Origin of the sequence: Streptomyces sp. NBC_00376, from assembly GCF_036077095.1 — a bacterium.
GTDB lineage: Bacteria > Actinomycetota > Actinomycetes > Streptomycetales > Streptomycetaceae > Streptomyces.
On record NZ_CP107960.1, the window covers coordinates 573,345 to 594,202 of the forward strand.

General features: G+C 70.3%; 17 protein-coding genes and 1 pseudogene. 12 read left to right on the forward strand and 6 right to left on the reverse strand.

All coding sequences use genetic code 11. The annotated features are described in order from the left end of the window. Positions 1-22: 22 nt before the first annotated feature. Together OG842_RS02775 and OG842_RS02780 are read right to left on the reverse strand one after the other, a co-directional pair. Positions 23-1,657, reverse strand: a complete 1,635-nt coding sequence (locus OG842_RS02775) for a beta-N-acetylhexosaminidase (protein ID WP_328512077.1) — start codon at positions 1,655-1,657, stop codon at positions 23-25. A 140-nt stretch (positions 1,658-1,797) separates the two neighbouring features. Further along, on the reverse strand, positions 1,798-2,949 hold the full coding sequence (locus OG842_RS02780) for an ROK family transcriptional regulator (RefSeq protein WP_266727106.1): 1,152 nt from the start codon (positions 2,947-2,949) through the stop codon (positions 1,798-1,800). A gap of 79 nt (positions 2,950-3,028) precedes the next feature. Between OG842_RS02780 and OG842_RS02785 the strand changes: the two genes are divergently transcribed. From OG842_RS02785 to OG842_RS02805, 5 genes are all read left to right on the forward strand, one after another. Next, complete coding sequence (locus OG842_RS02785; protein WP_266727108.1) at positions 3,029-4,279, forward strand: Gfo/Idh/MocA family protein; 1,251 nt, start codon at positions 3,029-3,031, stop codon at positions 4,277-4,279. Between the two features lie 87 nt (positions 4,280-4,366). Next, positions 4,367-5,611, forward strand: a complete 1,245-nt coding sequence (locus tag OG842_RS02790) for an ABC transporter substrate-binding protein (protein WP_266727109.1) — start codon at positions 4,367-4,369, stop codon at positions 5,609-5,611. A gap of 4 nt (positions 5,612-5,615) precedes the next feature. After that, a complete protein-coding gene (locus OG842_RS02795; RefSeq protein WP_266727110.1) occupies positions 5,616-6,569 on the forward strand; it encodes a carbohydrate ABC transporter permease in 954 nt (317 codons plus the stop codon). After that, positions 6,566-7,432, forward strand: a complete 867-nt coding sequence (locus tag OG842_RS02800; RefSeq protein WP_266727111.1) for a carbohydrate ABC transporter permease — start codon at positions 6,566-6,568, stop codon at positions 7,430-7,432. The genes OG842_RS02795 and OG842_RS02800 overlap by 4 nt, the downstream gene beginning before the upstream one ends. A gap of 41 nt (positions 7,433-7,473) precedes the next feature. Beyond that, positions 7,474-9,537, forward strand: coding sequence for a right-handed parallel beta-helix repeat-containing protein (locus OG842_RS02805; protein ID WP_266727113.1), 2,064 nt, complete (start codon positions 7,474-7,476; stop codon positions 9,535-9,537). A 153-nt stretch (positions 9,538-9,690) separates the two neighbouring features. Here the strand turns inward: OG842_RS02805 and OG842_RS02810 are convergent, their stop codons facing one another. Continuing rightward, positions 9,691-11,343: an amidohydrolase gene (locus OG842_RS02810; protein WP_266727114.1), complete on the reverse strand. Its 1,653-nt coding sequence runs from the start codon at positions 11,341-11,343 to the stop codon at positions 9,691-9,693. Between the two features lie 65 nt (positions 11,344-11,408). Beyond that, positions 11,409-12,782 carry a purine-cytosine permease family protein gene (locus OG842_RS02815; RefSeq protein WP_266727115.1) on the reverse strand — a complete coding sequence of 458 codons (1,374 nt, stop codon included), beginning with the start codon at positions 12,780-12,782 and terminating at the stop codon, positions 11,409-11,411. Positions 12,783-13,053: 271 nt separating this feature from the next. On the opposite strand from OG842_RS02815, the gene OG842_RS02820 reads away from it, so the two are divergent. The 6 genes and pseudogenes from OG842_RS02820 to OG842_RS02845 form a co-directional block, all read left to right on the forward strand. Continuing rightward, positions 13,054-13,611, forward strand: a complete 558-nt coding sequence (locus OG842_RS02820) for a TetR/AcrR family transcriptional regulator (protein ID WP_266733401.1) — start codon at positions 13,054-13,056, stop codon at positions 13,609-13,611. An 87-nt stretch (positions 13,612-13,698) separates the two neighbouring features. Further along, on the forward strand, positions 13,699-15,171 hold the full coding sequence (locus OG842_RS02825) for an NAD(P)/FAD-dependent oxidoreductase (RefSeq protein ID WP_266727117.1): 1,473 nt from the start codon (positions 13,699-13,701) through the stop codon (positions 15,169-15,171). 182 nt (positions 15,172-15,353) lie between these two features. Further along, the gene (locus tag OG842_RS02830; RefSeq protein WP_266727119.1) at positions 15,354-15,815 is read left to right on the forward strand and encodes a hypothetical protein; all 462 of its coding nucleotides are present in this window, start codon (positions 15,354-15,356) and stop codon (positions 15,813-15,815) included. A gap of 43 nt (positions 15,816-15,858) precedes the next feature. Then, positions 15,859-17,115, forward strand: a complete 1,257-nt coding sequence (locus OG842_RS02835) for an MFS transporter (protein WP_401874859.1) — start codon at positions 15,859-15,861, stop codon at positions 17,113-17,115. 14 nt (positions 17,116-17,129) lie between these two features. Continuing rightward, positions 17,130-17,387: a protein kinase domain-containing protein gene (locus tag OG842_RS02840; protein WP_266727123.1), complete on the forward strand. Its 258-nt coding sequence runs from the start codon at positions 17,130-17,132 to the stop codon at positions 17,385-17,387. Next, positions 17,354-17,539: pseudogene (locus tag OG842_RS02845) on the forward strand (serine/threonine protein kinase); the annotation flags it as partial. The gene OG842_RS02840 and the pseudogene OG842_RS02845, both read left to right, overlap by 34 nt. Here OG842_RS02845 and OG842_RS02850 read toward each other — a convergent pair. Further along, positions 17,482-17,679 (reverse strand): hypothetical protein, encoded by a 198-nt coding sequence (locus OG842_RS02850; RefSeq protein WP_266733852.1) that lies wholly within the window; start codon positions 17,677-17,679, stop codon positions 17,482-17,484. The pseudogene OG842_RS02845 and the gene OG842_RS02850 overlap by 58 nt on opposite strands. A 1,039-nt stretch (positions 17,680-18,718) precedes the next feature. Between OG842_RS02850 and OG842_RS02855 the strand changes: the two genes are divergently transcribed. Next, the gene (locus OG842_RS02855) at positions 18,719-19,573 is read left to right on the forward strand and encodes an NmrA/HSCARG family protein (protein WP_266727125.1); all 855 of its coding nucleotides are present in this window, start codon (positions 18,719-18,721) and stop codon (positions 19,571-19,573) included. Positions 19,574-19,598: 25 nt separating this feature from the next. On the opposite strand, the gene OG842_RS02860 is transcribed toward OG842_RS02855, so the two are convergent. Continuing rightward, positions 19,599-20,801, reverse strand: coding sequence for a cytochrome P450 (locus tag OG842_RS02860; RefSeq protein WP_266727127.1), 1,203 nt, complete (start codon positions 20,799-20,801; stop codon positions 19,599-19,601). Between the last annotated feature and the right edge of the window lie 57 nt (positions 20,802-20,858).

Sequence of the window (20,858 nt, forward strand, 5' to 3'; positions counted from 1 at the left end):
GCCCCGCCGTCCGTGCCTCGGATCAGGAACGGATGGCCGCCACCCGTCGGTTCATGTGCGCCTCGTGATCGGCCTTCGTCGCGGGTGCGCCGACGATGCCGGGGCGGGTCTGCCAGGGCAGTGGGCCCGTCCGCGGCCGGTACTCCACACCGATGGCGTCGAGCCGGGGCAGGTGCGCGTCGTACAGGCGGGTGCTGAACTCGTCGAAGTCGCGCTGGTCCGGACCGCACCACAGCGCCTCGGCCACCGCACACAGGCGCGGGAACGCGTAATAGTCCACCATGCGCGGCGTGTCCATGTGCTCGGACCACAGATTGGCCTGTCCGCCGAGCACCCGTGCGGCCTGTTCGTCGCTCAGGCCGTCCGGGACCGGGTCGAAGGCGTAGGCGTCCGCCAGTGTGACGGGGACGGAGACCGGAATCGGCTCGTCGGGGTGTTCCGACTGACGGTAGTCGAGATAGACTTGGTCGTCCGGGCAGGACACGACGTCGAATCCCCGGCGTGCGGCGGTGACGGCACCGGTCATCCCGCGCCAGGAGGCCACGGCGACACCCGGCGGGAGCTCTCCTTCCAGGATCTCGTCCCAGCCGAAGACACGTCGGCCCCTTTCGGCGACATGGGCGGCGATCCGGGTGATGAACCACGACTGCAGGGCGTTCTCGTCCGCCAGTCCGCGCTCGGCGATGAGTTCCTGGGTGCGCGGATCACCCTTCCACTGGTCCTTGGGGCACTCGTCACCCCCCATACCGATGAAGGCGCTGGGGAAGAGGGCCATGATCTCGTCGAAGACGTGCCGGAAGAAGTCGATGGTCGACTCCTCCGCGTTCAGGGTGTGGGGGCTGACGCCCCATCGGGTCATGACCTCCAGCTGCTCGTGTGTCACACCGAGTTCGGGGTAGGCCGCGATGGCCGCCTGGGAGTGTCCGGGAACGTCGATCTCCGGCACCACCGTGACGCCGCGCTCCGCCGCGTGGGCGACGATCTCGCGAATGTCGTCCTGGGTGTAGTAGCCGCCGTGCGGTCTGTCCTCGGTCAGATCGTCGATGGTGGAACCCAGCTGGGACGACCTGCGCCATCCGCCGGTCTCCGTGAGCCGTGGGAAACGCCGGATCTCCACCCGCCAGCCCTGGTCGTCGGTGAGGTGGAGGTGGAGGGTGTTGAGCCGGTGCATCGCCATCAGGTCGATGAAGCGCAGCACCTCCCGCTTGGGCAGGAAGTGCCTGGCCACGTCCAGCATGGCGCCGCGCCAGCCGAAGCGCGGCGCGTCCTCCACCACCGCCCCCGGCACCGCCCAACGCTCGTCGCTGATCCGGGAATTGCGGTAGATCCGTGGCGGCAGCAGTTGCAGCAGTGCCTGGCAGCCGTAGAAGACCCCGCCGGTGTCCCCGCCTTCGATGCGTACCCCGGTCGGCCCGGACTCAAGGCGGTACGCCTCGGGCCCCAACTCCGGCCGCAGCGTCAGGACGATGGCTGATTCGGACTGCTCGTCGGTGACGGGCAGGGGCAGCCCCGTCGCGGGGCGCAGGGCCGATTGCAGCCAGGCGGCCGTGGTGGCCGGTGCGCCGGGTGCCGTGATCGTGGTCGCCGCGTCGAGCGGGAACTCGCCCGGGACGGACCGGGCCGCGACGGGGCGGGGCAGCAACCTGGGGTGGGACATCCTGCCGTTTCCTTACACCGGGCCCGCGCCCCCGAGGACACCCGCCCAACATATACAGAGTCTTTTGTTAAGAGGGGGAGGGAACAGGACAAGAGGTGTGCGACGGTGCGGACGGGACGTGCCGCGCCCGGGGCCGGGGTTCAGGACGACGGTTCGGGCAGCAACGTGTCGACGTCGTAGAGCTGGGCGTCCACATGGTCGAGGGCGAGCCGGACGGCGCCCAGCACCACGGCCTGGTCGGAGAGGGTGGAGACCGCGAGGGCCGGGGGTTCCAGGCACAGCGGGTCCAGGTGCCGCCGCAGCGGCTCCAGCAGTACGTCACCGGAGCGCGAGACCCCGCCGCCGATCACGACGAGCTCCGGGTCCAGGGCCAGGACCAGGGCGGCGATGCCTTCGGCCAGGTCGTGGGCGTACTGCTCCACGGCCCAGCGGGCGGCCGGTTCGCCGGTGCGGGCCTGGGCGAAGACGTACTCGGCCGCCTCCTGGGGCAGGACGTCCGCCGGCATCTTCGGATAGCCCGTCAGATGCGAGGTGGCCCGGTGCCAGCCCAGCAGGGGCAGGGCACCGATCTCACCGGCCGCTCCCCCGCGCCCCCGGTGCACCCGGCCGCCGATCAGCAGACCGGCACCGGTGCGTACTCCGGACAGCACGAAGGCCACGTCGTCGACGCCCTGGGCCTCGCCGATCCAGCCCTCCGTGAGCGCGGCGAGATTGCAGTCGTTCTCCACCAGGACCGGGCAGTCGAAGTCGGCGCCCAACTCGCCCGCGAGGTCCAGACCGTCCCATTCCGGCAGGCCGACGCAGCGTTTGACCCGGCCGTCATGGCTGACCACGCCCGTGGTGCCGACGCAGACGGCGGCGAGCTGGGCGGAGCGGACCCCCGCCGATTCCAGCGCCCCGCCGGCCGTCGTACGCACGGCGGCCAGGCGTACGGAACGCCCCGCGTCCGCGCTCACCCGCTCCGTTCGGGCCGCCACGACAGTGCCGTCCAGGTCGGCGACGGCCGCCCTGATGCTGTACGAGCCGATGTCGATCCCGAGCACGTAGCCGCCGGTCGAGTGGAAACTGAACAGCCTGGCGGGGCGGCCCATGTGGCCCGGCTGAGGCGGCAGTTCCTTCAGCCATCCCGAGCCGAGCAGCTCCTCCGTCAGGCTCTCCACGGTCGGGCGGGACAGACCTGTGCGTCTGGTGACCTCGGTGAGACTGAGGGGGCCCTGGCCGCGCAGGGCGCGAAGCGTCGTGACCAGATTGATGCGCCGCAGCCGTGAGGTGTCGCCTCCGGAAATTGTCACCGTCACTCCCTTGACAGGCTCTGTACATGAGAAATAAAAACAGCTTGCATTAGTAAGTCGCAAGTCCGAGGGGGTTTTTGTGGTCACTCTCGCCATCATCGGGGCGGGGCTGCGCGGTATGAGCTATGCGCGGCGTGCTCTGGAGACCGGCATGGCGCGTGTTGTGGCCGTGGCCGAACCCGATCCGGAACGCAGGCGCAGCATGGCCGCCGCACACGACGTACCGGACGAGAACGTCTTCGCCGACTGGCGGGATCTGCTCGACCGGGACCGGCTGGCCGACGCGGCGGTGATCTCGACGCAGGACAGCATGCACACGGAACCCGCGGTGCGGGCGGCCGATCTCGGCTACCACCTGCTCCTGGAGAAGCCGATGGCGCAGAGCGAGGAGGAGGCGGCCGCCATCTCCTCGGCCGCCGACCGCAACGACGTTCTGCTGGCCGTCTGCCATGTCATGCGCTACACGCCCTACACGATCAGGCTCAGGGAGCTGATCGCCGAGGGGCGGATCGGCGACGTGATGAACATCCAGCACCTGGAACAGGTCGGCTGGTGGCATCAGGCCCACTCGTTCGTACGCGGCAACTGGCGCAGCGAGGAGGGGTCCGGGCCGATGCTGATGACCAAGGCCTGCCACGACCTCGACTGGATCGCCCACGTCAAGGGGGCGCTGCCCGAGCGAGTGTCGTCCTTCGGGAATCTGGTGCACTTCCGGGCCGAGAACCGGCCCGAGGGTGCGGCGGACCGCTGCGTGGAGTGTCCGGTGGAGTCCACCTGCCCGTACTCCGCCAAGCGCATCTACCTCGATTGCCTGGGCGACGCGGACAAGGAGTTCTGGCCGCTGTCCGCGGTCACGGCCGACCACACGAAGGAAGGCGTGCTCGCGGCGCTGCGCGAGGGCCCGTACGGCCGGTGCGCGTACACCTGTGACAACGACGTGGTCGACACCCAGGTGGTGACCATGGAGTTCGCCGACGGCACCTCCGCCACCTGCACGGTCACCGCGTTCGCGGCGCTGGAGCACCGCAAGACCCGGATCTTCGGCACCCGGGGCTCCATCGACGGGGACGGAGTCGTCCTGCGCGTGCACGACTTCGTGACCGACGAGGTAACCGTCATCGACACCGGAGCCAACGGCGATCCCACGGCCGCCACCGGGCACGGCGGCGGTGACGCGGCCCTGTTCGACGCGTTCGTCGATGCCATCGACAAGAACAACCCCTCCCTGGTACTCACCGACGGTGCGGAGAGCCTGGCCACGCACCGCGTCGTCTGGGCGGCCGAGCAGGCCCGCCGCACCGGCACCGTCGTGTCCCTCCTGCCGCACTGATCCCCGGCCGCGGCACCACGCCCGCCGGATCCCGCGCTCACCGGTCACCCTCACGAAAGGCACACCCCTGTGCGTAAGTTGACAGTCATGCTCACCGTCGGAGCTCTCGCCCTGAGCGTAGGCGCCTGCGGCAAGAAGAACGGATCCGCCACCTCGGAGAAGGAGCTCGTCTACACCTCCTCCTGGGGGGCCGACGAGCCGCAGGGCAAGCTCATCAGGTCGATAGCCGACGACTTCACCGAGGCGACCGGCACCAAAGTCGACCTGAAGTTCGTGGGCCGCAAGGGCACCGACACCCTCCCCACCGAGATGAACGCGGGCCAGGGCCCCGACCTGTTCGACACCTCCACCGACAGCGTCGGCGCCTTCGTCACGCAGAACCTCGCCGCGCCGCTCGACGACGTCCTGGACATGAAGGTGCCCGGCGAGGGCAAGAAGGTGCGGGACGTGCTGCCGGAGTCGGTGGTGAACGCGTCGACCGACCAGGACCACGTCCGTTTCATGGCCCACACCGTGATCTCCACCGCGGTCTGGTACGACGCCTCCAAGCACGCGGGGCTCGCTCCCAAGACATGGGACGAGTTCATCGCCTATCTCGACAAGGCGAAGAAGGACGGCCGCACACCGCTGGGCCAGGACGGCACGGTCAACTTCTACAACGCGTACTGGTTCTACTCGGTCCTGGTCCGCTCCGAGGGGGCCGGCAGCCTCAACGCCCTGCGCAAGGACCCGGCCGCCTGGGACAAGCCGGCCGTCCTCGCGGCGGCCGAGAAGGTGGAGCAGCTGGCCGACGGCGGCTACTTCCAGAAGGACTTCATGGCCACCAAGTACCCTGCCGCGCAGGACGCCTGGGCCCAGGGCAAGTACGACCTGAACCTCAACGGCACCTGGCTGGCCGCCGAGACCAACGCGAAGCTGGCCGAGGGAACCGAGGTCGCCTCGTTCCAGCTGCCGGCCGGCGGCAAGAACTCCGTGGAGGTCGGCACGCTCGGCTGGGGCGTGAACGCCAAGGGACACAACATCGAGGCGGCCAAGGAGTTCCTCGCCTTCGCAATGCAGAAGAAGTACGCGGAGAAGATCTCCACCGCCGCGCACAACATCCCCGCGCGTCCGGACGTCCCCGCGCCCAGCTACCTGGCGGGTGTGCAGAAGGACGTCGCCGAGGCGAAGTCCACCCACCGCACCTACGACGACATGGTCACGGACAAGAACTGGTGGAACAACGTCTTCCTGCCCCTGGACGACCAGTTGCTCTCCGGCAAGATCGATGCCGCGGCCTTCGTGAAGACCGGCAAGAAGAAGGTCACCGACTACCTCGCCAGCAAGGGCTGAGCCCGTGGGGACAGCAACACTCACCCCGCCCGCGGCAGTGGCGGCACCCGCCGCGGGCAAGGGGGGCAAACGGGTGCGGCCGGCACGTGAGCGCGCCTTCTGGCCCTTCCTGCTCCCCGCACTGATCGCCTACTCCGCGCTCTTCGTCCTGCCGTCGCTGTTCGGCTTCTGGGTCAGTTTCAACAAATGGGCGGGGCCCGGTTCCGCCATGACGTGGAACGGTCTGGGCAACTACCTCGACCTGACGCGCAGCGAGGCCTTCCGCACCGCCTTCGTCAACACCTTCGTGCTGGCCTTCGGCGGCGGGGTCCTGGTCTTCGCCTTCACGTTCCTGTCCATGATGGTGCTGCGGCAGCTCAAGGGCCGGGCCTTCATCCGGTCCGTGATCTTCCTGCCGATGATCATTTCGGTGATCGCGGTCGGCGTGGCCATCGGCTTCCTGCTCAATCCCGACGGCGCGGTCAACACGGTCCTGGGCTGGGTCGGCATCGAGGGACGGCCGTGGCTGGGCCCGGACATGGTGTTCAAGTGCATCGTCGCCGGGCTGGTGTGGTCGAGCACCGGCTTCTACGTGGCGCTGATGATGTCGGCCGCCGACTCCATCCCGCCCTACCTCTACGAGGACGCCAAGCTGATGGGCGCCACGAAGTGGGAACAGTTCCGGCACATCACACTGCCGCTGACCTGGGACGTGTTCGCGGTGTCGGCCGTGCTGTGGGTGGTCAACAGCCTGAAGGTGTTCGAGATCGTGATCGCCTTCACCACGGCCGGCACACCGGCGAGTCCGCCGATCCAGGCCCGCACCGTGGCGGTGCAGCAGTACGCCTCGGTGGCCGGCAGCGGTGTGCCCGAGCTGGGTTCGGGTGCCGCCATGGGCGTCGTCATCCTGATCGTCACGACGATCCTCATCGTACTGACCCGGCGTGTCACCCGCCGCGAACGTGTGGAGCTTTCATGAGGCGCCTGCTCGGCGACATTCTGGTGCCGCGTGTGACGACCGTCGCGCTGTGGGCCTGGGTCGTCTTCAACCTCGCGCTGGTCGCCTGGGTCGGCCTCCAGTCGCTCAAGGACTCCGGGCAGGTCTGGCTCTCGCCGTTCGCGCTGCCGGACACCATCGAGTGGGGCAACTACTCCGCGGCGTGGAAGGCGGCCGGCTTCTCCGCCGCCGCGCTCAACAGCACCGTCCTGACGGTGGTCGGAGCCCTGCTGATCGTGGCGCTCTCGGCGCCCGCCGCGTATGTACTGGCCCGCTCCGACCGGCGCGCCGCCGGGCGGCTCACCGGGTACTTCGCGATGGGGCTGAGCATCCCGGTCCAGACGATCGTGATCCCCATCATCGTGATCAAGCTTTCCGTGTCCACGTTCATGATCGACTGGGTGACCGGCTGGTGGGACAACCGGATCACACTCCTGGTCTTCCAAGTGGTGCTGTCGCTCCCGTTCGCCGTGTTCGTGCTGACCGGCTACATGCGCTCACTGCCCCACGAGATCGAGGAGGCGGCCGAGCTGGACGGTGCGGGTCCGCTGCGCGCCTTCGTCCAGGTCGTGCTGCCGGTGGCCAAGCCGGGTGTGATGACGGTGCTCGTCCTCAACGTCATCGGCCTGTGGAACGAGACCCTGCTCGCCCTGTTGATCACCCCCACGCCTGAGGAGCGCACGCTGCCCGCGGCCCTTCTCGGCCTCTACAGCTCCATGCAGTACAGCTCCGACTGGGGCGCCCTGTTCGCCGGAATCGTGATCCTGGTCTACCCCATGATCGTGCTGTACCTCTGGCTGGGCCGTCGCATCGTCGAAGGCATGACTGCAGGGATCGGTAAGTAACGCGCAACAGAGACCGGCAATCCAATCGGAAGGACCGAGACTTGCGTACCTCACGTATCCCGAGTACCCCACCCGCCCGGCGAAGGCGGATCGCAGGGGCGCTCCTGGCGGCTCTCGCTCTCCCCCTCTCCGCGGTGGCGGCGGTGCCCGCGCAGGCGGCACCCGCGAAGCAGCCCCATCCGCACGCGGCCGGCACCACGTACTACGTCGACGCCGAATCCGGCAACGACAGCGCATCGGGCCGGAACGCTGCGGCTGCCTGGAAGTCCCTTGCCAGGGCGAGCCAGTTGACGCTGGGCCCCGGCGACCAGCTGCTGTTCAAGGCAGGCCAGCGGTGGAAGGGACGGCTGGATGTGCGGGGGGCGGGGGCGGTCGGCAGTCCCGCGCTCGTCGGCTCGTACGGCACGGGTGCCAAGCCGCTGATCGAGGGCGGCGGCACGAGCGACGTCGCGGTCAAGCTCAACAACGTCCACGACTTCACGCTCGACGGGCTGGAGGTGACCAACTGGAGCGACAGCACCACGCCCCGCTCCGGTGTGAACCTGTTCGGCAAGGACGCGGGCAAGCTGTCCAACGTCACCCTGCGCAATCTGAACATCCATGACGTGGACGGGCCCGGTGGCAGCACGGTCAGCTCGGCGGGGCTGCTGGTCTCCATCCGCGGCAACACGACGCCCACGTTCTTCGACAACCTGGTGGTGGAGAAGAACGAGGTCAGCAGGATCCGTTCGTACGGGATCATCACCTGGTCCACCTGGTCCCGGCGTAACGGCATGACGAGCCTGTACCCGGTGGAGACCGGCATCCCCGACAGCGAGGTCGTCACCTGGACGCCCAGCACCGACGTCAAGATCCGTGACAACTACGTCCATGACGTGACGGCCGGCGGCATCACCCCCATGCACACCAAGGGCGCCGTCATCGAGGGCAACCGCGTCCACAAGGCCGCCACCGGCCGGCTCAACACCAAGGGCGGGAACGTCGGCATCTGGTGGCAGGGCAACGACGACCTGCTCGTGCAGCGCAACGAAGTGTCGGGCTCCGGCTTCAACGGGCCGGGCACCGACGGTCACGGCTTCGACGCGGACGCCGACAACAACCACAGCATCGTCCAGTACAACTACAGCCACGACAACGACGGCGGGTTCTTCATCACCGTCTCCTTCAAGGGAGCGCCGACCAAGGACACCGTGGTCCGGTACAACCTGAGCAAGGACGACGGCTTCGAGGTCTTCAGCCTCTCCACCGAGACGTCGGGCACCGCGATCTACAACAACACGATCTACGCGAGCGGCCGGGTCGTCACCGTGCACCCGCCGTACACCGGGGCCGGCGACTATCCGCTCGGCAAGATCGTGCACATCTACAACAACGCCGGCGGCATCGACATCCGCAACAACATCTTCTACAACCGGACCACGGCCGGCTACGACACCGCCAACAACACGGTCTACGACTCCAACCTCTACTGGGGCACCGACACCCCCGTCGCCCCCTCCGGCGACATCAACGCCATCAAGGCGGACCCGAAGCTGGTCTCCATCGGCACCGACCCGGCGGGCTACAAGCTCCAGGCCGACTCCCCTGCCAGGGGACGCGGCGGGACGGTGACGCAGGACATCAAGGACTACTTCGGCAACGCGGTCCCGGCCACCGCTCCCGACCGGGGCTTCCACCAGTTCACCGGGGCCCCGCTGCAGCCGGTCGTCACCACCTCGTACGCCACGCTCGGCAACAGCCACGCCTACCGGATGGTCGACGGCAACACCGCGACCGCGTGGAGCAGCGTGTCCTCCGGGGTCACCTTCCCCGGCACCATCGACGTGGACTTCCGCCGGCCCACCAGCGTCGGCACCGTCACCCTGCACACCGCCTTCGCCACCGGCCAGGGCATCAAGCAGCTCGACGTGCAGACCTGGAACGGCTCGGCCTGGGTGACCCAGGTCGCCGGGCAGCAACTGGCCTGGTCGGGCAACACGTCGACCGTCGAGCAGCGCACGATCACCCTGCCGCAGCGGATGACGACCGAGCGCCTGCGCCTGACGGTCCGTGACGCCAACCTCCAGTGGGGCAACTTCGCACTCTACGAGATCCAGGCCGCCTGACCGGTGGGGTGGCCGGTACGGCACCTGACGGCGTCGCGGGTCGCCCCACCTCGCACCACGTACGGCAAGAACGCCGACGGCCTCTCGGGGCACGCGGAAGCGTGGCACTCCGGGAGGCCGTCGGGGCGTTTCGGTCCGGGAGGCCGGGGCCTCTCACGCGGTGTGTTCGACGACTCCGCCGACCACGACGGTCTCCGCGACGGTGCCGGGGATGTCCTCGGGTGCGGCGCGCAGGATGTCACGGGACAGGACCACGAAGTCGGCCGCCTTGCCGACGGTCAGCGAACCCCGCTCGTTCTCAAGGAAGTTGGCGTATGCCGAGCCCATCGTGTAGCCGTGGACCGCGGTCTCCACACTGATCGTCTCCTGCGGCATCCAGGGCTCGCCACCGCCGAGCGGACGCCGGGTGACCGCGGTGTGGATGCCGATCATCGGGTCCATCTCCGCCACGTTCCAGTCGCTGGAGAGCGCGAGAACGGCCCCGGCCGTGTGCAGGCTGCGCATCGGCCATGCCTTGTGCCAGCGCTCCTCCCCGACGTTCTGTGCCCAGTCCTTGCCGGGGCCGGCGACCTCCGGGGCGCAGTGGCGGGGCTGCATGCACGCGACCACGCCCAGGGCGGCGAATCGCGGGGTGTCCTCGGGGTCCAGGCACTCGACGTGGACGACCTGGTGGCGGGCGTCCCGCTCCCCGTTGACGGTGCGGGCCCGCTCGACGGCGTCCAGTACGGTTCGGATGCCCCGGTCGCCGGTCGCGTGGACGAAGCACTGGAAGCCGCGGGCGTCCAGCTTCGTCAGCAGCTCGGCGAACTCCTCGGGCGGGTAGAAGGTGTCGCCCCGGTGGTGGCGGCAGCCCGCGTAGGGTTCCAGCAGGGCCGCGGTCCGCGGCTCCACCACGTCGTCGATGTAGAGCTTGAGCGGTCCGACCCGGATCCGGTCGTCGTCGTAGCGGTGGGCGGCGGTGGCGAAGTCGTCGAGATCGGCGTCGGTGGTGCCGCGCGGGTGGAAGAGGGCGGCGACGATCCGGGACTTGAGCCGCCCCTCGGTGCGTGCGCGGTCGAAGAGCGGGAGGTCGTCGAGCGAGTTCTGGGGCTCGACCACCGTGGTGATGCCGAAGCGGATGGCGTCGTCCAGGGACTTGGCGAGCCGCCCGTACTGCCGGTCGGGCGAGGCCCACGGAAGACCCAGCTGCTTCAGGGCGCGGTGGCCGTCGCGGGACAGGCCCTTGACCGCGAAGTCCTTGATGAAGCCGGTGGGTTCACCCGTGGCCGGGTCGGTCACGGCTTCGCCGAACGGCAGGTGGGTGTGGTCACGGTCGATGCCGAGGCGGCGCAGGCCCGCGGTGTTGACCCAGGCGGTATGCACGTCGTAGCTGAGTACGAAGGCCGGTACGTCGCCGGTGACCGGGTCGAGGTCGGCGGCGGTGGGCATCCGGCCGTCCGGGATGGCCGAGTAGTCGAATGCTTCCGCCTCGATCCACCCGGCGTCGGGGTTGGCGGTGTGCCAGGCGCGGATGCGGGCGTGGACCTCGTCGAGGGTCGCGGCGCCGGCGAGCTGGACGCAGGCGTCGTCCGAGCCGAGCCGGACATGGTTGTGGGCGTCGACGAACCCTGGGAGCACGAGCTTGCCCTCGGCGTCGATCACCTGGGTGCCGGGCCCCGTCCACCCGTTCGCTTCCTCGTCGGAACCGAGCCAGGCGATACGGCCGTCGACCACCGCCATGGCCTGTGCCTCGGGGAGCTCCGGGTCGACGGTGTGGATGCGTGCGTTGCGCAGGACGAGGTGGGCGGGGCGGGTGGGGCTGGCCATGCGGGGTGACTCCTTGTGGTGCTGTGGTGCGGTCGGTCGGTGGTTCGGCGGGGTGTGGCCGCCGGTCAGGAAGGTTCGGTGTGCGGTGCGACGGTCCGGCGGGCGAGTGCCCAGTAGACGAGGGCCGAAACGACGGAGCCGAGCAGGGTGAGGTCGGCGCCGCCCAGCGGTGCGACCAGCGGGCCGGTCCACAGCTCGGAGTCGCAGGTCAGCGCGGCGAAGACCATGCCGGCGAGCAGCGCGGTCATGCCGGCGGGGTGGTAGCCGGAGCGGTACCAGTAGGCGCCGTCCGGTCCGGCGTGCAGGGCCGGTGCGTCGTAGTGGCAGCGGCGCATCACCATGTCCGCGAGGAACACACCGCCCCAGGGCGCGAACACGATGATGAGCAGTGAGAGGAAGGACAGCAGCGAACTGGTGAAGTCGGTGAGGAAGAGCGCGCAGAGGGAGCCCGCGGCGGTGACGGCCGCGCTGATGATGATGGCCCTGGAGCGGCTCCAGGGCACGCCGAGCACCTGGAGGTTCAGGCTCGACGAGTAGAGCGTGACGATGGAGTTGGTGACCGAGCCGCCGAGCACGAGTGCGAGGAAGAGCGGCTGGAACCATCCCGGCAGCAGCTTCTCGGCGCCCGCCACGGCGTCGGTCATGTCCGTCTGCGTGGCGGCGGCCACCCCGGCCACGCCCAGGGCGACCGAGGAGACGAAGCCGCCGAGGGCTCCGTACCAGGTGAGCGAGCGCAGCGAGGTCGTCCTCGGCAGGTAGCGCGTGTAGTCGGCGGGCATCGGGACGTACGAGAACGGCCCGGCCAGCATCACGACGAAGGCGAGACTCCACCCGGAGGCGCCGGGGTGGACCGCCGCACCGCCGGTGTCGGCGCCCGGCAGCAGGAACACGAGGAGGGCGGCGAACCCGACGGCGAGTACGTACGCGATCCAGCGCTCGGCGAGCTGGACGGTGGCATGGCCCCAGAGGGCGACGAGGAACGTCAGCGCGAGGGTGATCAGCAGGGCGAGGGCCCGTCCGGCGTGGCCGGAGACCCATCCCAGATCGGCGAAGAACGCTTCGAGGGCGAGCGTGCCGACGACCGTGTTGAGGATGGTGTAGCCGATGCTGACCACCCAGTTGAGCATTCCGGCGGGCCAGTTGCCACGCACGCCGAAGGAGGCCCGGGAGATCACCAGGGTGGCGGTGCCGGTGCGTACGCCGCTCAGCCCGGCTGCGCTGATGGCGAAGAACGCCAGTCCGCCGATGACGACGACGCCGGTCGCCTGCCAGAAGGAGAGCCCGAAGGCGACGGCCAGGGCGCCGTTGATGACGTAGGTGAAGGTGAGGTTGGATCCGAACCAGAGCCAGAACAGATCCCTCGCGCCGCCGTGGCGCTCCTCGTCGGGAATCGGGTCGATGCCGTGCGTCTCGACCTGGAAGGCCTGGTCGGTAGCCATGGTCCCACCGGGCGCTCTCGCGGTCGTCTCCTGCTGCGTCATGCGGCCTGCCCCTCATCCGTGCGTGCTCCGGGAATCCCGGAACAGTACTTTGAATGCCGTTCTAAAAGTTAGAACGGCATTCAAGATGTGTCCGCGGGGGCCCGTCAAGACCTCCGCCGAAATCGGCGGGCCCGGAGGTGTCCCGTAAGGTCGTCACTGGGTCCACGGAAAAGGGAGGGGTGGCGTGGCGGCGACGCGACGGCGGGACGGGCATCTGGCCCGGGAACGCATGCTGGAGGAGGCGATGACGGCCATCGCCGAGGACGGCCTGGCCGGACTCACCATGTCGGCACTCGCCAAGCGCCTCGGCACCAGCGGCGGCCACATCCTCTACTACTTCGGCAGCAAGGACCGGCTCCTCCTGGAGGTGCTGGGCTGGAGCGAGAGCGCACTCACCGAGGAGCGTCGGACACTGCTGGCCGGCCGGGCCGGCGCCGAACGCAAGCTCGGCCAGTTCATCGAGCTGTACCTCCCTCTCGGGCCGCGCGATCCGCGCTGGACGCTGTGGATCGAACTGTGGGCGCGTACCGCGTCGAACGAGCCGCTGCGACAGGCCCAGGCCGAGATCGACCGCGGCTGGCAGGAGGACCTCGAATCGCTTCTCGCCAAGGGCGTGCGGCAGGGCCGCTTCGCCGAGGACCTCGACACGGCGACCCGCGCTTCCGAACTCCTGGCCCTGCTCGACGGGTTGAGCACCCGTGTGGTCCTCGGCCAGCGCGGCGGGGACCGGGCGAGCGCGCTGCACATGGCGCTTTCGGCGACCGAGCGGCTGGTGGAGCGGGGTTAGGCTCTCCCGCTCGCGTCACGCCGGGGCATCCGGACCCGGCGGCAGCTCGCTACGGTTGGTTCGCAACACGGCGTGGAGGGGACCACATTGACGCGGGTTGCGATTGTCGGTGGCGGGATCGGCGGCCTGGCCGCCGCGTTGTTCTTGGGGCGGCGGGGCCATCGGGTGGCCCTGTTCGAACGGGACGGTCACCGTCCGGGACCGGATGCCGACCGGGAATTCTTCGACTGGCACCGCCCCGGTGTGCCGCAGGCGGTCCAGCCGCACGGACTCCTGGCCCCGGTCCGGACCGTGCTTCGCGCCGAGGTTCCGGATGTGTACCGCGCGATGCTGCACATGGGCGCCCGGGAACGCAACGAATTCGAGTGGTTCGACGACCGCGGTCCCACCCGCCCCGGCGACGAGGACCTGGTGACGATCCAGACCCGGCGCATCGTACTGGAGGCCGCCCTGCACGATGCGGTGCACCGCGAGCCGGGCGTCGAGGTACGGCTCGGGGAGCCCGTCGAGGGGCTCCTCGTCGACCGGCGCGGTGACGTCCCGCGGGTCACGGGGGTACAGTCCGCCTCCGGGACGCACGATGCGGATCTGGTGCTCGATGCCGGGGGCCGCCGCTCGCCGGTGCCCCGCTGGCTGTCCGGGGCGGGCTGCCGGGACGCCGTCGTGGAGAACCACCGCGTCCAGATCGCGTACTTCTGCCGTTGGTACCGGCTGCGCCCCGACGGGCCGCGTGATGCCGGACGTGTCAAGGCGGGTTCGACCTCGGCGTTCGCGGTCGGCGGGGTATTCCCGTCGGACAACGGCATCTTCGCGGCCTCCTTGACGGTGTCCACCGCCGATCCGACTCGCGCGGCACTGCGGGACCCTGCGGTGTTCGAGCGGGTCGCCCGGACGTTTCCCGCCATCGCGGCCTGGCTGGCGCTGGAGCCCGAGCCGGTCTCCGGAGTGCTCGCGATGGGGGGCCTGCACAATCGCTGGACCACACCGGCCGACGCCGACGGGCCCGTGGTCACCGGCCTCGTCGGCGTCGGGGACTCGGTCGCGTACACCAATCCCACGATGGGACAGGGAGTGGCCATGGCCCTGGAGGCGGCGCAGTGGGTGGCCCGGAAAGCCGGTGCCGCCTCGAATCCGGCGGCGTTCACCGGCGCATACCACCGATGGCTGTCGCAGACCCTGCGCCTGCGATTCGACGCCCAGGTCGCCGCGGACCGGGCCAACGCGGCTCAACTCGGTGATCCCGCACGGGTGTCCACCGATCCACCCACCGCCGCCGCCCGCGAGCGGGCCGCCCTCGCCGCCTGCGCGTTCGACGACCCACTGGTCATGCGCGCACGCGCGAAGGTCCGCCACCTCCAGCTCACCGCCGATCAGGCGTACGGCACCGAAGAGGTACGCGCCCGGCTGGCCCACTGGCTCGGCCAACACCCGGACTTCGCACCCCGGTTCGACGGCCCCGACCGGGCGGAATGGGAGTCGGCCATAGGCCGGACGGAGAACGCCGCGGAACAGGCGGAGGACATCGACCGCGCCCTGCGCGCCGCCCGGCCCGGCCGCTGACGAGCAGCGGAAGCACCCGAGCGACCTTTCATACCATTTTCGCACTGTTGTAACCCGTACAGGTGGTGTATCACTGGGTGTGGCCATATGGTCGTTTCAGGGACGACGGCTGGAAGAAGGGCCCACGACCGACGACTGCGCCGGCCGGCGTGGGACCGGCCTCAGGCAGCCGAGGAGCCGATATGCACACACGCAAATTCAGGACAGCGCTCATGCTGTGCGCCGCCACGGCACTCGCGGCGGCGATTCCCGTTCCGGCATCCGCTTCCGCGTCAGCACGCGCCACCACGGAGTCCCGCTCATCGACACGCGTGGTGGCCGTCGACTGCTTCTCGAACCCACAGGTACGGCCCGGCGACTTCCTGCTCGCCTGCGGCGACGGCAACAACCGCCTCATCGACATCCACTGGTCCCACTGGGGATCGAATTCGGCCACGGGCAGGGCACTTGACGCGGTGAACGACTGCGATCCCTACTGCGCGGCCGGCAAGTTCCACACCTATCCCGTCATCATCCGGCTGGACCGACCGGAGTCCTGGAAGGCCCATCCCGAGCTGCGGCAGTTCACCCGCATGCAGCTCGTCTACACCGACGGCAGGCCGGCATACACCGAGCGGGTCATGACGCACGAGCTCTGGGACTGACCGCTCCCGGGCCCGGCCGCGACGGAACACCGGCCGCGAGGTGATGTGCGTGAACGCTCGCGAATGCACAGGGAACACCGGCGGCCGATGGCGGCCCGGGTACGTGGCCGCCGCAACGGTCTTCGCCATCGGGATGGCCGGCACCACCCTGCCCACCCCGTTGTACGGGCTCTACCAGGAACAGCAGGGATTCTCCGAGCTGATGGTGACGGTCGTCTTCGCCGTCTACGCCGTCGCCGTGATCACGGTGCTGCTGGTGGCGGGGAACTACTCCGACGAGAGCGGCCGCAGACCTGTGCTGTTGTGCGCACTGGGCCTGTCGGCGGCGAGCGCGGGGTGCTTCCTGGCGGAAGGGGGTCTGCCGCTGCTCTTCGCGGGGCGGCTGCTGTCCGGCTGCGCGGCCGGTCTGCTGAGCGGAGCGGCGACGGCGGCCGTGATCGAACTGGCGGGCCCCGGGCACAAGGCACGTGCGGGGTTCGCCGCCACCGCGGCGAACATGGGCGGTCTGGGCTGCGGGCCCCTGCTCTCCGGAATCCTCGCGCAGTACACGCCCTGGCCGCTGACGCTTCCGTTCTGGGTCCATCTGGGCCTGGTGACCCTGGCCTGCGGGATCACCTGGCTCCTGCCGGAGACCGTCGCCGAGCCGAAGCGCCGGCCGCGCCTGAGGCCACAGGGGCTGTCCGTCCCCTCCGAGGTGAAGGGGGTCTTCCTGCCCGCCTCGCTGGCGGCCTTCGCCGGCTTCGCGCTTCTGGGACTGTTCACGGCGGTCGCACCGAGCTTCGCCGAGCGGACGCTCGGTGTGCACAATCCGGCGGTCTCGGGCGCCGTGGTCTTCTCCGTGTTCCTCGCTTCGACGGTCGGACAGTCCCTGTCCCAGCGGATCGGCGCACGACTCGCACTCCCGGTCGGCTGCGGCATCCTCGTCGCCGGACTCCTGCTGGTGGCGTCCTCGCTGATCGCCGAATCCCTGCTCCTGCTCGTCCTGGGCGCCCTGTGCGGCGGCACCGGCCAGGGGCTGGCCTTCCGTGCCGCGCTCACCCTGATCAGCGGCGTGGCCCCGGCACGCAATCGCGGCGGCACCATTTCGGCGTTCTTCGTCGTCGCCTACGGCGGGATCTCGCTGCCGGTGGTCGGCGTCGGCGCCCTGGCGACCTGGCTCGGGCTGCGCCAGGCCGGGCTGATCTTCGCGGGCTGCGTGATGCTGCTGGCGGCGGGCGCCGGCACGTACGCGGCGCGCAGGCTGCCCCGGGTGCCGGATCTGCAACCGGGACCACCGCCCACGGCGTCCTCCCGGTCCTGAGTACGGGACAGCCCTTGCCCGGCCGGGCACTGCCCGTCGAGACGGTGGTGCTGCTGATCGCGGGCATGGCCGAGGCATTGCACGTCATCCACGGCGCGGGCATCGTCCACCGCGACCTCAAGCCGTCCAGCGTGCTGCTCGCCGCCGACGGCCCCCGCGTCATCGACTTCGGCATCGCCCACGCCGCCGACGCGACCTCGCTCACCAGCAGCGGCGTCACCATCGGCCCCCCTCGTTCATGGCGCCGGAGCAGGCTGCCGGGCGCAAGGTGACCCCGGCCACCGACGTCTTCGCGCTCGGTCAGGTGGCGGCGTACGCGTCGACGGGGGGCACCGGCGTTCGGCGAGGGTCCTCGCACGGTGTTCTCTACCGGATCGTCCACGAGGAGCCCGACCTCACCCACGTCCCGCCGCGACTGATGGAGCTGGTCAGCCGCTGCCTCGCCAAGGACCCGGCGGCCAGGCCGTCGATCGCCGAGGTCATCGCACTCTGCCAGTCCGCGAACGCGGAGACGGTGCTGCGCCGCCCCGAGTACTGGCTGCCCGCCCCGGTCTCCGCCGACATCACGGTACGCGCGGCGGCACCGGCCCCGGTCCAGACCCCGCCGCCTCCGGGCTACGGCCCGCCCGTGGCGCAGCAGCTCACTCAGCCGGCTCAGCCCTCTCCCGTCCCGCCGCAGCCGCAGCCCCCGTACCAGGTGCCCCATCCGGCCCAGGGCCAGGCGCACGCCAACGCCTACGCCCCGCCCCAGTTCCCGACGCAGGCGCAGACGTACCCCGGCACCCCCGGCGCCGCGGACCGCGCCGCAGGCGCCCCAGCGCCCCGGGGGCTCAGGCAAGCGGCGTGCGGTCACCGCCATCGCCGCCGCGCCGGTCCTCGGCGTCGTGGCCGGCGGCACGCTGTACTTCCTGCTCAAGAAAGACGATCAGAAGTCGCAGGCGAGCAGCTCCTCGGGCGACAGCCAGACGAGCGGCACGACCGGCAACCAGAAGCCGAGCGGGGACAAGGACACCGACTTCAAGCCGAGCACCAAGCCCCGGCCGGAGCCCGCCGATTACAAGGGCATCAATCTGCCGGCCGGCTACCACCTGACGCTCGGGGACAAGACGACGTCTGGCCCCAGAAGGGCGAGGACGGTGAGTACGAGCTCTCCTGCGACACCGGCGGGTACCTCGACTCCGAGACCACGGGCGGCACTCTCGTGCTGCTCGATCCGGGGCAGGTGGTCTCGCTCGATGTCTGCCTCGCGGATACCCGGTTCACCGAGACCATCGAGCTCAGCACGCTCTCCAAGGGCAGGTCAGGCAGATCTGCGTCACGACGGGTACCGGACACATGGGCCTCATGGCGGTCCAGGGGCTCCCGAGCGAGGATTCGCCCAGCGAGTACATGACGCTGGACCTCACCTTCTGGCGCAACGCCGCCGGGTCCGCCACCGGCAGCTGAGCCCTCCGCAGTACGGTACGTCGCCTCGGCCTCCGCAGGACGCGGAGGCCGGGACGACCCGCCCGGTACGCCCCGGACGTCTCCGGGGTCCTCCCGGTGGCAGGGCCGGCCGGATCCGGGCCAGCATTGACCCATGTCGCTCGATCAAGGAGACCTCATGCCTACAGCAGTACTCGGTGCGACCGGTGGTCAGGGGGGCGCGGTGGTCGCCGCCCTGCTGGAGGCGGGGCGTGCCGTACGGGCCGTCGTGCGTGATCCCGGGAGTGGGCGGGCCCGTGCGCTGGCGGCGGCCGGAGCGGAGGTCGTGCCGGGCGATCTGTTCGACGCGGCCTCGCTCGCCGAGGCGTTCCGGGGGGCGAAGGCCGCGTTCGCCGTCACCACCCCGTTCCAGGACGGCCTGGATGCCGAGGTCGCCCAGGGCGCGGCCATCGTGCGGGCGGCCAGGGACGCCGAGCTGCCCCATCTGGTGCTGGCCTCCGTCGCCAGTGCGGACCAGGACACCGGTGTCCCGCACTTCGAGACCAAGGCCAGGACCGAGGAACTGCTGGCCCACTCGGGGCTGCCGGCGACGGTGGTGGCGCCGACCTATTTCTATGACAACGCCCTGGGCTCCCGGGACGAGGTGGCCGCCGGTCTCCTCACCATGCCGATTCCCGGTGACACTCCCCTCCAGCAGGTTGCACGGCAGGATCTGGGACGGGTCGTGGCCGCGGTCGTCGCCGATCCGGACCGCTGGACCGGGCAGCGGATCGAGGTCGCCGGCGACGATCCCACGCCGGTCCGGATGGCCGAGGAGATCGGGCGGGCCGCGGGTGGCACGGTCGCGTTCCGCCAGTCGTCGCTGGAGGAACTGCGCACCGTGAACCCCGACATGTTTGCGATGTACAGCTTCTTTGCGAACGGCGGTTACCGGGTGGACATGGCGGCGCTGCGGACACAGTTCCCCGCCGTCCCCTGGACCTCCTACGCCACGTGGGCGGACGCCCAGGACTGGCCCGAGCCCCGGGGGTGACTCCGCGCACCGCGGACAGGTGGTTCTACCAGGTCGCAACGATCCGCTGTGGGCTGCGGGAGGTGGTGCCCAGGTGCCATTCGACGGTTTCCAGGGGCTGGGCCAGGCGCAGGCCGGGGAAGCGCGCTGCGAGCCGGTGCAGGGCGAGCCGGAGTTCCAGCCTGGCCAGCCAGGCGCCCAGGCAGTAGTGCGCGCCCGCTCCGAACGCCAGGGTGGGCGCCGCCAGGGGCGCGAACAGGTCGTCGAGCGGCCGGGGCGGGAACACCTCGGGGTCGCGGTTGGCCGCGCCGCAGTCGGCGAGGACCACCGCTCCCGCCGGGATAGTCACGCCGCCGACCTCCGTGTCGGTCGCGGCGTGGCGTGCGGTCCCCCGGTCGTCGCCGAGCGGAATCAGGTGCAGCAGGCGGTCCGCCAGTGTGCCGGCGGCCTTTTCGTCCGATCCGAGCCGGGGCCAGACCTCCGGTCGCTCACCGAGCAGATAGAGCAGTGAATTGCTGAGCATCGTCATCGTGCTGTCATGGCCGCCCACGATCAGCCCGCATACCAGGTGGACGAGTTGACTCTCCGGGATGCCGCCCTCCTCGTCGGCCGCCTGTACCAGCACGCTGGGCAGGTCGTCGCCCGGCTGCTTCCGCCGCCCGGCCAGCAGCCCGGCTCCGAAAGCTGCGAACTCCGCCAGCACGGAGGCCGTTTCCTCGTCGGGGTGGGAACCGTCCGAGAAGGCGTACTGGCTCCAGTGGCGCAGCGACTCCTGGGCTTCGCTGTCGAGGCCCATCACCCTGCTGATCACGGCGACCGGGAGCGGGAGGGTGAAGCCGGCCACCAGGTCCGCCGGGCGTGCGCTGTCCGCGAGTTCGTCCAGGCGCTGTTCGACGATCTCGGCGATCCAGGGACGCCAGCGGGCGACGGCCCTGGGCGTGAAGGCGCGCCGCATGGTGCGGCGCAGGCGCAGATGGTCCTCGCCGTCCTGGTTGAAGATCAGGTCGATGCTGCTCACCAGACCGGATTCACCCGACCGGGACGGGGAGTCCGGCGGGTGGAGCTCGGCGCGTCCGAACCGGGGGTCGGTCAGCACCATGCGCACGTCGGCGTATCGGCTCACCAGCCAGGCCGGGGTCCCATCGGGTAACTCGACGGGCCGGGGTGGGCCGGGTGGGTCGAAGTCCAGCCGGTGCAGCGGGGGCAGGGGCGGGCCGGGGCGGATGTGGGCGTCGGCGGGGCAGGACACGGGGCCTCCTGGCTTGCACGGGTGCGGCGAACTGCTGGGGGGCGGGGGTTGCGCCGG